Origin of the sequence: Kineococcus arenarius subsp. arenarius, assembly GCF_050871845.1 — a bacterium.
Taxonomy (GTDB): domain Bacteria; phylum Actinomycetota; class Actinomycetes; order Actinomycetales; family Kineococcaceae; genus Kineococcus.
Genome location: NZ_JBJLSE010000052.1, coordinates 1 through 14531, shown reverse-complemented (window position 1 = coordinate 14531; position 14531 = coordinate 1). Strand labels below are relative to the sequence as shown.

Here is a 14531-nt window from a genome sequence, read left to right as displayed (position 1 = left end):
CTCAGGAGCGGCGGCGGCGGACCTCGGCGCTCAGCGCGGGCAGGACCTCGGTGAGGTCCCCGACGATGCCGTAGTCGGCGAACTCGAAGATCGGCGCGTCGGGGTCGCTGTTGACGGCCACGACGGTCGCGGAGGCGGCCATCCCGCCGCGGTGGTGCACCGCGCCGGAGACGCCCGCGCCGACGTACAGGCGTGGGCTGATGGTGACGCCGGTCTGCCCGACCTGCGCCTCGTGCCCGATCCAGCCCTCGTCGGTGGCCACGCGGGTGGCGCCCACCGCCCCGCCGAGCGCGTCCGCGAGCTCCTCCACGGCCGAGAAGTCGCCCTCCACGCCACGACCGCCGACGACGACGACCTCCGCCTCGGCCAGCGCCGGGCGGTCCGAGGTGGGCCGGGGCTCGCGGGAGTGGACGGTGACCGCGCGCGCGGCCGCCGAGGCCTCGACGCGGTGCTCGACCACCTCCGCCGGGGCGGGCCGCGGCAGGGGCGAGGCCTGCACGGAGTTCGGGGCGAGCGCCACCACGCCGAACGGGCCCTCGAGCGCGCAGCGCGTCGTCCAGGTGCCCGCGAGGACGGTCTTGGCGGCCACCAGGCGGCCGTCGGCGTCGCGCTCGAGGCCGCCGGCGCCGGTGACGACACCGGCGCCGGTGCGCACGGCGAGGCGGGCGGCGACCTCCTTGCCCTCGAACGTGGAGGCGACCAGCAGCAGCGGCGCGTCCACCTCGGCGCGCACCGCCTCCAGCGCGTCCACGACGGACGCGGTCAGGCGGTCGTCGGCGCCGTCGACGAGCACGTGGTGCAGCGCGTGCGCGCCGTGCGCGGCGACCTCGGCGCGCGCCCCCTCGCCGGGGGCGGCACCGACCCACACCGCGTGCACCCGAGCCTGCGGCAGCTCGCGCGCCAGGGTCAGCAGCTCCAGGGCGGTGGGGCGCAGCCGCCCGTCGCCGTGGTCGAGCAGGACGAGGACGTTCACGCGAAACCCTTCTGCGCCAGGTAGTCCACGAGGGCCGGCACCGTCTCGGCGCCTCCGGTCACGAGGACCCGGTCGGCGCGCTCGGGGCGCGGGGAGGCCTCGACGATGCGCGTCGCGGAGCCGCCGAGGCCGACGGTGGCGGCCTCGACGCCCAGGTCCGCCAGCGAGAGCACCGCCACCGGCTTCTTGCGCGCGGCGAGGATGCCCTTGAAGTCGGGGAACCGGGCGCGGAACGCCTGGTCCGTCACCGAGAGGACCACCGGCGCAGGGGCGCTGAGCACCTCGACGTCGGTGGAGGTCTCCCGGCGCACCCGCACGGTGCCGCCGTCGAGGGTGATCTCGTCGGCGAGGGTGAGCTGCGGCCACTCCAGCAGCGCGGCCAGGGCGGCGGGCACCAGGGAGGTCAGCCCGTCCAGGCCGGCCATGCCGGCCACGAGCGCGTCGACGGGCCGCTCGGAGTGCAGGTGCCGCACGGCCGCGGCCAGGACCCGGGCGGTGGCGATCGCGTCCGAGCCGGCGACGGCGTCGTCGCGCACGTGCACCGCGCTGGTGGCGCCCATCGCCAGGCCGCGGCGCAGGGCCTCCACGGCCGCGGCGGGCCCGACGGTCAGCACGACGACCTCGTGCGGCTCGGCGCCCTCGGCGACCGGGTGCGCCTCGACCAGGCGCAGCGCGGCCTCCAGGGCGTCCTCGTCGAGCTCGTTGAGGGTGTCGTCCTCACCACCGCGGGCCAGCAGACCGTCCTCGCGGAAGGAGCGCGCCGACTGGATGTCGGGGACGTGCTTGACGCAGACGACGACGCGCACTCACGCCTCCCGGTGGGCGGCGGCCTCGGCCAGCACCTGGCGCGAGTAGCGGATCATGTCCTCGCGGGAGACGACCTTGACGCGCTCGCGCCCGTGGGGGCGGCCCAGCTCCCGCTCGTAGGCGTCCAGGACCTCCCAGTCGTTCCAGGTGAGGACCTCCACGCCCTTGGCGGTCAGGGCGTCGACGACCGCCTGCGGGTCCGGCTCGGCGGCGCGCTCGAAGCCGGCCGCGTCGGAGACCAGGTGGCGGACCGTCTCGGAGGCGTCGGACTTGGTGTGCCCGATCAGGCCCACGGGCCCGCGCTTGATCCAGCCGGTGCAGTACACGCCGGGCAGGTGCTCGCCCTCCGGGCTCAGCACGCGGCCCTCGTGGTTGGAGATGACGCCCTTGAGCTCGTCGAACGGCACGCCCGGCAGCGGGGAGCCGAAGTAGCCGACCGCGCGGTAGACGGCCTGCACGTCCCAGGTGTGGACGTCGCCGGTGCCCTCGACCGTGCCGTCGCCCTTCAGGCGGGTGCGCTCGGTGCGCAGCGCGCTCACGTGGCCGTCGGTGCCGACGATCTCCACCGGCGCGTGCAGGAAGTGCAGGTGGATGCGCCGGGAGGCGGTGCCGTCGCCCTCCTTCAGCGTCCAGTCCGTCAGCGTCTTGACGACCTGCTTGGTCTGGTTCGAGGAGTCGATGGCGGCCATCGAGCCCTCGTCGAACTCGAAGTCCTCCGGGTCGACGATGACGTCGACGTCGGGCACGTGCCCCAGCTCGCGCAGCTCCAGCGAGGAGAACTTCGCCTGCGCCGGGCCGCGGCGGGCGAAGACGTGGACGTCGGTGACCTTCGAGGCCTTCAGGCCCTGGTAGACGTTGTCCGGGATCTCGGTGGGCAGCAGGTCGTCGGCGTGCTTGGCGAGCATGCGGGCCACGTCGAGGGCGACGTTGCCGGCGCCCAGGACGGCCACGCTGGAGGCCTGCAGCGGCCACTCGCGCGGGTAGTCCGGGTGCCCGTCGTACCAGGAGACGAAGTCGGCGGCGCCGTGGCTCTCCGGCAGGTCCACGCCCGGGATCGCCATCGGCGCGTCCTCGATGGAGCCGGTGGAGAACACCACGGCGTCGTAGTGGCGCCGGACCTCCTCCAGGGTGAGGTCGGTGCCGAAGTCCACGTTGGTCAGCAGGCGGATGTCGCCGCGGCCCAGGACCTTCTCCAGCGCGACGACGATCTGCTTGATGCGCGGGTGGTCGGGGGCCACGCCGTAGCGGACCAGGCCGAACGGCGCCGGCAGGCGCTCGATCAGGTCGATGCTCACGCCGTCGAAGCCCGTCGCGGACAGGTCGGCCTTGGAGAGGATGTCCGAGGCGTAGATGCCCGCCGGTCCGGCTCCGACGACGGCCACGCGCAGCGGACGCTGGGTGCTCACTGGGTCTCGGTGTCCTTCGTCTCGACGTCGGCTGGGACTGCTCAGGCAAGCCTAACGGCACCGGGCGGGCGCTCCGGACGGCAGCATGCGCGGTGTGCAGCAGCCCAGTGCGCCCCCCGCCCCGCCCGCCCCCGCCCGCTCCGCGCGCTCCGGAGTGCTCGCCGGGGCGGGCGCCTACGTCGTCTGGGGCCTGTTCCCCTTCTACTTCCACGCCCTGCTGCCCACCGGCGCCCTGGAGCTGCTGGCCCAGCGGGTGGTGTGGTCGCTGGCCCTGTCGGTGCTGCTGCTGACGGGGCTGCGCCGCTGGCCCGCGGTGCTGCGCGTGCTGCGCACCCCCGCCCAGCTGCGGCTGCTGGCCGTGGCCGCCGTCGCCATCGCCGTGAACTGGGGCGTGTACGGGCTGGCCGTGACCACCGGCAACGTCCTGGAGGCGTCGCTGGGCTACTTCGTCAACCCGCTGGTGACGGTGCTGCTGGGCGTGCTCGTGCTGCGCGAACGGCTGCGGCGCGCGCAGTGGGCGGCCGTCGCCGTGGGCGCCGCGGCCGTGGCCGTCATCACCGCCGACCTGGGCCGGCTGCCGTGGATGGCGCTGGTGCTGGCGGCGTCCTTCGCCACCTACGGGCTGCTGAAGAACCGCCTGGCGCGCTCCGGCGGCGGCGTCGACCCGCTGACCGGGCTGACCGTGGAGACCGGCGTGCTCCTGCTGCCCGCCCTGGGGGCGCTGGCGTGGATCGGGGCGCAGGGCCGCTCCACGTTCACCGCCGGCGGCGCCGACCACGTCGTGCTGACGGTGCTGTCCGGGCCCACCACGCTGGCGCCGCTGCTGCTGTTCGCCCTGGCCGCCGGGCGGGTGCCGCTGACCACGATCGGGCTGCTGCAGTACTGCACCCCCGTGCTGCAGTTCCTCGCGGCGCTGGTGCTGGGCGAGTCGATGCCCGCCTCGCGCTGGGTGGGCTTCGCGCTCGTGTGGGCGGCGCTGGCGCTGCTCACCGTCGACGCCGTGCGCGCCCAGCACCGCCGGCGGGTGCCTGCGCCGCGCCGGCACCCCTGAGCCCGCCGCGGCCACCGACGACGTGCACCGGCGCGCCGAGGAGCTCAGCGGGCTGGTCGGCCGCTTCCGCGTCTGAGCAGGACCCGGGCCCGCCCGCCCAGCGCACCGCCCAGCGCCAGGACGAGCCCGGTCGCGGCCACCGCCACGGCGGCCGGGCGCGTCCCGGCCAGGGCCAGCAGCACCGCGGCGGCGCTGCACGTCAGCGCCGCGGCCAGGAGCAGGTGCCCGGGGCGGACGGCGGGCAGGCGTCGGGCGGGACCGGGGGCGCGGTGGCGGGCGGGCACGGGCGCCGATCGTGGCGCAGCGCGCGACCCCGGTGGCCCCGCGCGCGCAGGGACCACCCGTCCGGCCCCGCCCCCGTGACCGCCCGCGAGCGCGCGCACGCGGCAGGACCCGCGACCGGGGCGTGCGCGGGGTCAGCCGACGCGGTCGGCGACCGTGGCCGCGTACGTCTCCAGCGCCCTGCGGGCCGCACCGTCCGGCACGTCGGCCAGGTGCGCCGCGGCGCGCGCGGCCCACTCCCGCGCCGAGGCGCGCGCCGCCGCGGTCACCGGGTGCGCGCGCAGCGCCTCGACGGCCTCGGCCAGCACGGCGTCGTCGGCCAGGCGCCCGGAGTCCAGCAGCGCCACCACGCGCCCCGCGGGGGCGTCGCCGTCGGCGGCGGCCCGGCGCGCCAGCAGCACCGGCAGGGTCGGGACCCCCTCGCGCAGGTCGGTGCCCGGCCGCTTGCCGGAGTCGCCCACGTCGCTGGTCAGGTCGAGGACGTCGTCGGCGAGCTGGAACGCCACCCCCACGTCCTCGCCGTAGCGGACCATGGCCCCCACGACCTCCGGCGCCGCCCCGCCGAACTGCGCGCCGAAGCGGCCCGCGGTGGCGATCAGGGAGGCGGTCTTGTCGCTGAGGACGTCCAGGTAGTGGGCCACCGCGTCCTGGCCGGGGCGCGGGCCCACCGTCTCGTGCAACTGCCCCAGGCACAGCCGCTCGAACGTCTGCGCCTGCACCCGCACCGCCTCCGGGCCCAGGCCCGCCACGACGTTCGAGGCGCGCGCGAAGAGCAGGTCGCCGGTGAGGATGGCCACGTTGTTGCCCCAGACGTGGTGCGCGGCCGGGGCGCCGCGCCGCGTGGGCGCGGAGTCCATGACGTCGTCGTGGTACAGCGAGGCGAGGTGGGTCAGCTCCACCACCACGGCGGCGTCCACCACCTCCGGGCGGCCGGGGTCGCCGAAGTGCGCGCCCAGCAGCGTCAGCATCGGCCGCACCCGCTTGCCGCCGGCCTCGACCAGGTGCCGGGACGCCGCGTCGGCCAGCGGGTCGGCGTTGCCCACGGCCTCGCGCAGGCGCTCCTCGACGACGTCCAGCCCCTCGCGCAGCGCAGCCAGCAGCGCGGGGTCCGCCGTCGGCAGGCCGGTGCTCGTCCTGGTGGTGGTCACGTCGCTCCTCACGCCTCGCTCCTCACGCCCGGTCCCTCACGCGGCGGGAGCCAACCGCTGCAGCGCCACGACGACGCGGTCGGTGGCGTCCTTCGACGCGGGGTCGGCGAGGTTGGCCAGCAGCTTGACGACCAGCTTCATGAGGCCGGGGCGCGGCAGCCCGTAGCGCGTGGCCACGCGCATGACCTCCGGGTGGCCGATGAGGGAGACGAACACGCGCCCCAGCGTGTAGTACCCGCCCAGCTCCGCGCGAACCGCCGCGGGGTAGCCGTGCAGCGCGCGCTCGCGGGCGCGCGCGTCGGGGGCGTCCAGCGCGCCGTCCACGACCTCCGCGGCCAGGCGCGCGGACTGCATCGCGTACGCGATGCCCTCCCCGTTGAACGGGTTGACCATGCCGCCGGCGTCGCCGACGAGCAGCAGGCCGCGCGTGTAGTGCGGGGTGCGGTTGAACGCCATCGGCAGCGCCGCCCCGCGCACCTCCCCCACCTGGTGCTCGGGGTCGAAGCGCCACTCCGGCGGCATCGAGGACAGCCAGCGGCGCAGCAGGTCGCGGTAGTCCACGTCGCCCGAGCCGGCGTCGGCCTTGAGCACGCCGAGGCCGACGTTGCTCGTGCCGTCGCCCACGCCGAACACCCAGCCGTAGCCGGGCAGCAGCTCGTGCGCGCGGGCGCCCGGCTCGCGCAGCTCCAACCAGCTCTCCAGCCAGTCGTCGTCGTGGCGGGGGCTGCGGAAGTAGGTGCGCACCGCCACGCCGAGGGGGCGGTCGTCGCGCCGGTGCAGGCCCATGGACAGCGCGAGCCGGCTGCCCACCCCGTCGGCGGCCACGACCACGGGGGCGCGCAGGACGCGCTCCTCGCCGGCGCGCCGGCCCTTCTCGTCCACCGGGCGCGCGCGCACGCCCACGACGTGGCCGGTGCGCTCGTCCACGACGGGGGCGGTGGCGGAGGTGCGCTCCAGGACGGTGGCGCCGCCGGCGCGGGCGTGCTCGGCCAGGGCCTGGTCGAAGCGGGAGCGGGTGTGCACCAGCCCGTAGGGCGGGAAGTCGCTCAGCTCCGGCCACGGCACCTGCAGCCGCACACCGCCGCCCAGCAGGCGCAGGCCGCGGTTGCGGACCCAGCCGTCCTCGGCGGGCGTGGGCAGGCCCAGCAGCTCCACCTCGCGGCTGGCGCGCGGGGTCAGCCCGTCGCCGCAGACCTTCTCGCGCGGGAACGCGCTCTTCTCCAGCACCAGCACGCGCCGGCCCGCGCGGGCCAGGTACCGGGCCAGCGTGGAACCGGCGGGGCCGGCGCCCACGACGAGGACGTCGGCGTCGTGCGACGCCGCGCCCGCGGTGTGGGCGGCGCGGGGTGCGCCACCGGTCTCGACCGCCACCTGGTCCTCCGTCGTCGTCGCTCGTGAAAATCTTCACGAGCCCTTCGAGTGTAGTTCGCGGGCCTCAGGCCGCCGACCGCACGGCCCGGTGCAGCGCGACGATCCCGGCGGACAGGTCCCGCCACTGCACGCGCTCCCAGCCCGCCGACGCCACCCGCGCCGCGAGCGCCCGCTGGTCGGGCCAGGCCTCGATGGACTCCATGAGGTAGCCGTAGGCCTCGCCGTGCGAGCTCACCAGCTTCGCCACCCGGGGCAGCCCGTGGTGCAGGTAGGCGCCGTACGCGCGGCGCAGCAGCGGGTTCGGCGGGGTGGAGAACTCGCACACCACCAGCCGCCCGCCCGGGCGCACCACCCGCGACATCTCCCGCAGCGCGCCGTCCACGTCCACGACGTTGCGCAGGCCGAAGGAGATCGTCACCGCGTCGAAGGCGCCGTCCGCGAACGGCAGCCGGGTGGCGTCGCCCGCCGTGAACGGCAGGTCCGGCCGGCGCCGCTTGCCGGTGCGCACCATCCCCAGGGAGAAGTCGCACGGCACGACCCGCACGCCCCGGTCGGCGAAGGGCTCGCTGGAGGTGCCGGTGCCGGCCGCGAGGTCCAGGACCCGCTCACCGGGCCGGGCGTCCACCGCCCGCACGACCGCGCGCCGCCAGAGCCGGTCCTGGCCGGCGGAGAGCACGTCGTTGGTGACGTCGTAGCGGCCGGCGACGTCGTCGAACATCGCCGAGACCTGGCGCGGGCGCTTCGTCAGGTCGGCCAGCTCGCGCCCCGGTGTCGTCACGGGACCATCCTCGCAGGCGCCCGTCACGGCCCGCGGGGCGGTGAGGCGGCGGCCTCAGCGGCCGCCGGGCGCCACCAGCGCGGCGGGCGGCGCCAGCAGCCCCGGCACCCGCGCGAGCAGTCCGCGCACCGCCACCCCCGCCACCACGACCAGGACCGTGACCGCCACCGGCAGCAGCAGCCGCACCGGCCGGGGCAGGCCCTCGGGGACCAGCAGCTCCAGCAGCGTGGTGAGCAGCGCGATGATCAGCACGTGCGTCAGGTAGACGGGCAGCGTGGCCCGGCCCAGGGCGCGCAGCGGGGTGCGCGGCCAGCGGCGCACCAGCAGCGCGCACGCCGCCGACGCCCCCAGCACGCCCAGCGCGCCGCGCAGCAGCGGCAGCCCGGGCACCAGGTGCAGGTCCAGCAGGGACACCGCGGCCGCCAGGGCGGTGAACGCGACCAGCAGCGCCGCGGTGCCGCCCACCCCGATCCCCTCCACCAGTCGCGGCAGGACCCGCCGGCCGCGGGCGCCCGCGAGGAAGAAGACGAGGTAGGCGGCCATGTGGTCCCACGCCCAGCTGCCCGTGGCCGTCAGCCCGGCGCTGGTGCTCACCGAGAGCACCGCGGCGGCGGCCAGCTGCGCGGGCGGCGGCACGGGCCGCAGCAGGCGGGTCACCACCGCGAACACGGCCAGCGCGTACAGGTACCAGAGCTCCGTGTGCGGGCGCACCAGCGCGAGCCCGAACTCCGCCGGCCCCGCCGGCTGGCCGGCCTGCACCCACGCCCCGGTCGCGAAGAACGCCGTCGTCAGCACCAGCCACAGCACGAACAGCCACGCGGAGGGCACGACGCGGCGGCGCAGCACCTCCCGCCACGGCCGGGACACCACCGAAGCGGCGAACAGACCGGAGACGGTGAAGAACAGCGGCATGCGCACACCGGTCAGGAGCTTGTTGACGTCGCGCCACAGCGGGCTGCCGTGACCGGCCTCCCCGAGGAAGATCGTGGCGTGGGTCAGCACCACGAGGGCGATGGCCAGCCCCTTCGCGGCATCGGCCCAGGCGATGCGGTGACCGCGCGGTGCGCGCCCGGCCCCGGGACCGCTGACGGCGCCGGTGGTGGTGGTCATCGCGGTCCCCCGGTCGTGGGTCGTGGTGACGCGCCGCCGCGGCGACGGGTGGTCCTGCGTCGATCCTCTGCCGTGACGTGAGGGTAGGCAGGGGCGGCCACGCCCACAACCCCGGCGAGCGGCACCGCTCAGCCCGCGGCGACCGCCGCCCGCACCGCCTCGGCGACCCGGCGGGCCCGCCCGGCGACCTCGCCGCGCGGCACCCGCAGCTCCACCACGCGCAGCCCCTCCGGGCGCGCGGCGATCGCCGCGGCCGCGGCCGCGGGCGTGGCGGGACGCCCGTGCGGCACCCCCCACGCGGCGCACAGCGCGGCCACGTCCACCCCGTGCGGGGTCGCCACGACCCGCTCGAAGGTGCTGCGCGAGACCGAGGAGGCGTGCTCGAGGGTCTCGAAGATGCCGCCGCCGTCGTCGTTGACGAGCACGACCGTCAGGTCCGGGCGCGCCTCCCCCGGCACCGGCAGCAGCGCGTTCGCGTCGTGCAGGAACGCCAGGTCGCCCACCAGCAGGCGCACGCCGCCACCGCGGGCCAGGGCCACCCCGCACGCGGTGGCGAGGGTGCCGTCGATGCCGGCCAGGCCGCGGTTGGACACCGCCGGCACCCCGGCGGGGTGCGCGGCCAGGTCCGCGTCGCGCACCGGGTTGCTGGCGGCCACCACGAACGCCGAGCCGTCCGCCGCGCACGCCGCCACCGCCTCGCGCGCCGCCCACGGGCCGCTGAGCGCACCGGCGGCGGCCTCGCCGTCCAGGAGGGCGTCCACGGCCTCGGCGGCCAGCTTCCCCGCGCGCACCCAGCGGGCGGCGAACTCCAGCTCCCGCTCCCCCGCCGGGCCCGCCACGGCCGCCGCCGGCAGCACCCGCGCGGCGCGGAAGCCCGCGTCCGGCCACGTGCCCGAGGCGCTGACCACGACCAGCTCGACGTCGTCGCGGGCGAGCAGGCGGCTCACCGGCCGCGACAGGGTGGGGTGCCCGAAGACGACGACGCGCTCGGCGGCGTCCAGCGGGCCCTCCCCGTCGGCGGCGCCCAGCAGCAGCCGGTACGGGCCCACCGCCTGCGGGCCCCCGCGCGCGCCGGAGCTGGGCTCGGCCAGCAGCGGCCACCCGGCGTCCTCCGCGAGCGCCCGCGCGGCGGCGCCCACCGCCGCGTCGGGGGCGTCGCCGGCGAGGACGAGGGTGCGCGGGCCGCGCGGCAGCACCACGGGCGCCGGGGCGGGTGCGCGCTCCACCCGCGCCAGGCCGGCGTCCCCGGCCGGGGCGGTGCCCGGCGAGGGGGTCAGCGGGTCGGCGAAGGCGACGTTCACGTGCGCCGGGCCGGCACCGTCCCCGCGCGAGCCGCGGGCCGCCGCGGCCGCCCGCGCCACCACCGAGCGCCACGCCGGCGCCTGGCGCTGCGGGTCGGCGGGCGCGGGGACGTCCGCGGAGAAGCGCACCGACGGCAGGAACAGGCGGGCCTGGGCGTCGGCGGTCTGGCTGGCGCCGGAACCGCGCAGCTCGTGCGGGCGGTCCGCGGACAGCACCAGCAGCGGGACACCGGCGTGGGAGGCCTCCAGCACGGCCGGGTGCAGGTTCGCCACGGCGGTGCCGGACGTGGTCACCACCGCCACCAGGGGGTCCTCGCCGGCGGTCAGGGCGCCGCGCGCCAGGCCCAGGGCCAGGAACCCGGCGCTGCGCTCGTCGACGCGCACGTGCAGCTGCAGCCGGCCGGCGTCGGCGGCGGCAGCGGTCGCGTACGCCAGCGGCGCGCTGCGGGAGCCGGGTGCCAGGACGAGGTGGCGCAGACCGAGGGAGACCAGCGCGTCGACGAGGACGGTCGCGAGCGCGGTCGAGGGGTTCACCCCTCCATTGGACCCCGTGGCGGCCGGTGCCTCGCGCCGAGGGGCGTGTGGGAACCTCCGGGTGTGAGCGAGAGCACCCGGTCCCTGCCGTCCCTGGAGGAGCTGCTGGCGGTGATCCCCGGCGGCGGCCTGGTGGAGCGGATGGGCATCGAGTTCGTCGAGGCCACCCCCGAGCGGCTGGTGGCGACGATGCCGGTGGAGGGCAACACGCAGGTCGCGGGGCTGCTGCACGGCGGCGCCTCCTGCGTGCTGGCCGAGACGCTCGGCTCCATCGGGGCGCTGCTGCACGTGTGGCCCGGTGGTCAGGCGCTGGGCACCGACATCAACGCCACCCACCACCGCTCGGCGTCCTCGGGCCTGGTGACGGGCACGGCGACGGCGATCTCGCTGGGGCGCACGCTGTGCAGCCACGAGGTCGTCGTCACCGACGAGGCGGGCCGGCGGCTGTGCACGGCGCGGATCACGAACCTGGTGCGCCCGGCGCCGCCCGGCTGAGGACCTCGTGGCAGGCCGCCAGCCGCTCGCGCCACCACGCCTCGCGGTCGGCGGGCGCCCGGTGCGCGGCGAGCAGCGCCTCCTCGGCGCGGGCGGGCCCCACGGGCAGGGCGCCGCCGACCGGCAGCAGCGGGTCGCCGGTGACGTCCGCCGCGAGCAGCGCCCCGGTGCCCAGCCCGCACGCGAACGGCAGCTCCGGCAGCGCGGCCGCCAGCGCCGCACCGGCGGCCAGCCCCACGGAGGTGTCCAGGGCGCTGGAGACGACGACCGGCAGCCCGCACGCGGCGGCCACCGCCAGCGCGGGGCGCACCCCCGACAGCGGGGCCACCTTCACCACGACGACGTCGGCGGCCTCCAGCCCCGCCACCCGCAGCGGGTCCTCGGCCTTGCGCACGCTCTCGTCGGCGGCCAGGAGCACGGGCGTGCCGGCGCGGGCCAGGCGCCGGCGCAGCCGGGCCATCTCCTCCAGGCTCGCGCAGGGCTGCTCGGCGTACTCCAGCCCCACCTCGCCCAGCGCCCCCAGGGCCCGCTCGGCCTCGTCGAGGCTCCAGCCGGCGTTGGCGTCCACGCGCACCCGCCCCGCGGGACCCAGCACGTCGCGCACGGCGCGCACGCGGGCGACGTCCTCGGCGAGCGCCTCCTCGAAGGACCGCCCCGGCTCGGCGACCTTGACCTTCGCGGTGCGGCAGCCGGGGAAGCGGGCCAGCACGGCCGGCACGTCGTCGGCGGGCACGGCCGGGACGGTGGCGTTGACCTCGACGCGCTCGCGGCGCGGCGCGGGGAAGCCGGTCCAGGCGGCCTCGACCCCGGCGGCCAGCCAGCGCGCGGACTCCTCGGCCCCGTACTCGGTGAAGGGGGCGAACTCCCCCCACCCGGCGGGCCCGCGCAGCAGCAGCGCCTCGCGCTGCGTGATGCCGCGGAAGCGGCGCCGCAGCGGCAGGCGCACCACGCGGGCGGCGGCCAGCAGCTCGCCCAGCGGCGGCAGCGCCACCCCGGTCCCGTCCTCGCTCACGCCCCCATCGTGCTCCTCCCCGCGGTGGTCAGCGGGAGGCGGTGGGGGCGGTGACGGCGCCACCCGCCGGCACGACCGGCAGCACCCGGCGGGTGCGCTGGCGCAGCGCCACCGACGTCGCCCCCAGGAACAGCACCGAACCCACCATCTCCAGCGCCTCCTCGACGCCGGCGACCACGGCGTACGGGACGCTCTCGATGACGACGCCGCGGGTGACGGTCTCCACCCCGCCCACGACCGTGGTCGTCACCGTCGCCACGCCCGCGCTGTCGAAGAACGGCGCGCTCAGCATCTCGACCCCCACGGCACCGCCGCAGTACAGGGCCGCGGAGACGAGGAACGCCCAGCGGGTCGCCCGCGGCAGCGCCAGCAGGAACCGCAGGAACACCAGTCCGAACACGATCAGGAGCGGAACGGCGAGGACGACCCACGCGAACGCCAGCACGCCGCTGAAGCCGAAGGCGGCCTTCAGCGGGGGGATGGTCTGCTCGTGGATCTCCGTCAGCTCGTCCAGGGAGAGGTAGGCGAAGGCGATCGAGAGCAGCCGCCAGTGCCGGTGCCAGCGGTCACCGACCGCCTTGGCGGCCGTCGCGGTCTGCCACAGCCGCTCGGCGGCCAGGAACAGCAGCAGGGTGGAGAACCAGGCGGGGACCCCCATCTCCCGGTCCACGAAGAACCAGCGCTCCAGCGTGTTCAGGCCGGCCACGTCGAGGTGGAGGCCGTGCTGGAGGACCTGGCTGAGCAGGCTCACGACGCTCAGCCCGGCGACGACGAGCAGGAGCGCGGGGGTCCAGCGGCCGGGCAGCCGGACGGCGTCCCGGAACGTGCGCGGCGGGGAGGGAGGACCCTCCAGAGCGGGTTCACCAGGCGTTCTACGGCTGTTCACCGGATCAGGCTGACACCCGGAACCCGGAATGCCCACCGTTTCACCAGCACGGAGGCACCACCACTTCGTTGCGTGCGCGAACTTTCACGAAGGGTCACCGCCACCCCGGTCCGCGCGGCCCGCGGCCGGCACGCCTACCCTCGGCCGACGTGAGCGCCCTCGACGGAGTCAGCGAGACCTTCGACCCCTCGGCCTGGGCGGAGGTGCCCGGCTTCGAGGACCTCACCGACGTCACGTACCACCGGTGCGTTCGCCCCGGCCGCGAGCGCGGCACCGTCCGCATCGCCTTCGACCGCCCAGAGGTGCGCAACGCGTTCCGGCCCGGGACGGTCGACGAGCTGGCCCGCACGCTCGACCACGCCCGCCGCACCCCCGACGTCGGCTGCGTGCTGCTCACCGGCAACGGCCCCAGCCCCAAGGACGGCGGCTGGGCGTTCTGCTCCGGCGGCGACCAGCGCATCCGCGGCCGCTCCGGCTACCAGTACGCGCAGGGCGAGACCGCGGACACCGTCGACGCCGCCCGCGCGAAGGCCGAGGGCGGGCGGCTGCACGTGCTGGAGGTGCAGCGGCTCATCCGGTTCATGCCCAAGGTCGTCATCGCCGTCGTGCCCGGCTGGGCGGCCGGCGGCGGCCACTCCCTGCACGTCGTCGCCGACCTCACCCTCGCCAGCGCCGAGCACGCCCGCTTCAAGCAGACCGACGCCGACGTCGGCTCCTTCGACGCCGGCTACGGCTCCGCGTACCTGGCCCGCCAGGTCGGCCAGAAGTTCGCCCGGGAGATCTTCTTCCTCGGCCGCCCCTACACCGCCCAGCAGGCCCACGAGATGGGCATGGTCAACGCCGTCGTCCCGCACGCCGAGCTGGAGGAGGAGGCCCTGCGGTGGGCCGCCGAGATCAACGGCAAGTCCCCCACCGCGCAGCGCATGCTGAAGTTCGCGTTCAACGCGGTGGACGACGGGATGGTCGGCCAGCAGGTGTTCGCCGGGGAGGCCACGCGGCTCGCCTACATGACCGACGAGGCCGTCGAGGGGCGCGACGCGTTCCTCGGCAAGCGCGAACCGGACTGGTCGCCGTTCCCCTGGTACTTCTGAGGGCGTCCTCCGGTCCGGCGCCGGGGCGGGGTTCGCGTCCGGGCGACGAGGCGGTGCGGCGTCCGGGCTCTCCGCCCGCGACCGGGTGCGCCCCTCACCCCGGTGCGCCGGGCGGGCTCCGGACGCCCGGCCACCCCACCCCCTCGCCACCCTCTCCCGTCCCGTCCGCGCGGGGCCAGGCACGACCACGGCCCGGGGCGACCGGGACGGCCGGAACAGGACCGTGCGCCCAGGTGCCGCTGAAGGGTCCGCGGGGGGTGCGGGTGCCGGGCGTCCGGAGCCCGCG

At 77.0% G+C, this 14531-nt stretch carries 14 protein-coding genes; 3 read left to right on the top strand and 11 right to left on the bottom strand.

The features are described 5' to 3' along the window. Position 1: 1 nt before the first annotated feature. Genes ACRYM0_RS13180 through ACRYM0_RS13170 form a run of 3 tightly spaced genes read right to left on the bottom strand, consistent with a single transcriptional unit; the run spans position 2 to position 3186 of the window. Complete coding sequence (locus ACRYM0_RS13180) at positions 2-973, bottom strand: electron transfer flavoprotein subunit alpha/FixB family protein (RefSeq protein WP_432505763.1); 972 nt, start codon at positions 971-973, stop codon at positions 2-4. Further along, positions 970-1779, bottom strand: a complete 810-nt coding sequence (locus tag ACRYM0_RS13175; protein WP_432505761.1) for an electron transfer flavoprotein subunit beta/FixA family protein — start codon at positions 1777-1779, stop codon at positions 970-972. Before ACRYM0_RS13175 ends, ACRYM0_RS13180 begins: the two co-directional genes overlap by 4 nt. Beyond that, positions 1780-3186, bottom strand: coding sequence for an FAD-dependent oxidoreductase (locus tag ACRYM0_RS13170; RefSeq protein ID WP_432505759.1), 1407 nt, complete (start codon positions 3184-3186; stop codon positions 1780-1782). It abuts the gene before it with no gap. Positions 3187-3271: 85 nt separating this feature from the next. On the opposite strand from ACRYM0_RS13170, the gene rarD reads away from it, so the two are divergent. After that, a complete protein-coding gene (rarD, locus tag ACRYM0_RS13165; protein ID WP_432505757.1) occupies positions 3272-4237 on the top strand; it encodes an EamA family transporter RarD in 966 nt (321 codons plus the stop codon). Between the two features lie 44 nt (positions 4238-4281). On the opposite strand, the gene ACRYM0_RS13160 is transcribed toward rarD, so the two are convergent. From ACRYM0_RS13160 to menD, 6 genes are all read right to left on the bottom strand, one after another. Continuing rightward, the gene (locus ACRYM0_RS13160) at positions 4282-4521 is read right to left on the bottom strand and encodes a hypothetical protein (protein ID WP_432505755.1); all 240 of its coding nucleotides are present in this window, start codon (positions 4519-4521) and stop codon (positions 4282-4284) included. A 132-nt stretch (positions 4522-4653) separates the two neighbouring features. After that, a complete protein-coding gene (locus ACRYM0_RS13155; RefSeq protein WP_432505753.1) occupies positions 4654-5679 on the bottom strand; it encodes a polyprenyl synthetase family protein in 1026 nt (341 codons plus the stop codon). 24 nt (positions 5680-5703) lie between these two features. Next, positions 5704-7038: a geranylgeranyl reductase family protein gene (locus tag ACRYM0_RS13150; protein ID WP_432505751.1), complete on the bottom strand. Its 1335-nt coding sequence runs from the start codon at positions 7036-7038 to the stop codon at positions 5704-5706. Positions 7039-7102: 64 nt separating this feature from the next. After that, on the bottom strand, positions 7103-7816 hold the full coding sequence (locus ACRYM0_RS13145) for a demethylmenaquinone methyltransferase (protein WP_432505750.1): 714 nt from the start codon (positions 7814-7816) through the stop codon (positions 7103-7105). Positions 7817-7870: 54 nt separating this feature from the next. Further along, positions 7871-8926 (bottom strand): acyltransferase family protein, encoded by a 1056-nt coding sequence (locus tag ACRYM0_RS13140; protein WP_432505748.1) that lies wholly within the window; start codon positions 8924-8926, stop codon positions 7871-7873. A 128-nt stretch (positions 8927-9054) separates the two neighbouring features. Further along, on the bottom strand, positions 9055-10761 hold the full coding sequence (menD, locus tag ACRYM0_RS13135) for a 2-succinyl-5-enolpyruvyl-6-hydroxy-3-cyclohexene-1-carboxylic-acid synthase (protein ID WP_432505746.1): 1707 nt from the start codon (positions 10759-10761) through the stop codon (positions 9055-9057). 63 nt (positions 10762-10824) lie between these two features. Between menD and ACRYM0_RS13130 the strand changes: the two genes are divergently transcribed. Continuing rightward, a complete protein-coding gene (locus ACRYM0_RS13130; RefSeq protein ID WP_432505744.1) occupies positions 10825-11256 on the top strand; it encodes a PaaI family thioesterase in 432 nt (143 codons plus the stop codon). Here the strand turns inward: ACRYM0_RS13130 and ACRYM0_RS13125 are convergent. Both ACRYM0_RS13125 and ACRYM0_RS13120 read right to left on the bottom strand, forming a co-directional pair. Continuing rightward, positions 11222-12268, bottom strand: a complete 1047-nt coding sequence (locus ACRYM0_RS13125; RefSeq protein ID WP_432505742.1) for an o-succinylbenzoate synthase — start codon at positions 12266-12268, stop codon at positions 11222-11224. The genes ACRYM0_RS13130 and ACRYM0_RS13125 overlap by 35 nt on opposite strands. Positions 12269-12296: 28 nt before the next feature. After that, positions 12297-13154, bottom strand: a complete 858-nt coding sequence (locus tag ACRYM0_RS13120; protein WP_432505740.1) for a hypothetical protein — start codon at positions 13152-13154, stop codon at positions 12297-12299. Positions 13155-13303: 149 nt separating this feature from the next. Here ACRYM0_RS13120 and ACRYM0_RS13115 point away from each other — a divergent pair, with 149 nt between their 5' ends. Beyond that, complete coding sequence (locus ACRYM0_RS13115) at positions 13304-14245, top strand: 1,4-dihydroxy-2-naphthoyl-CoA synthase (protein WP_432505738.1); 942 nt, start codon at positions 13304-13306, stop codon at positions 14243-14245. Positions 14246-14531: the final 286 nt, after the last annotated feature.

What these genes read in the sequence shown, in the direction of transcription:
- ACRYM0_RS13140 (WP_432505748.1), bottom strand. Translation starts at nt 8,926, where the DNA reads ATGACCACCACCACCGGCGCCGTCAGCGGTCCCGGGGCCGGGCGCGCA.
- rarD (WP_432505757.1), top strand. Translation starts at nt 3,272, where the DNA reads ATGCGCGGTGTGCAGCAGCCCAGTGCGCCCCCCGCCCCGCCCGCCCCC.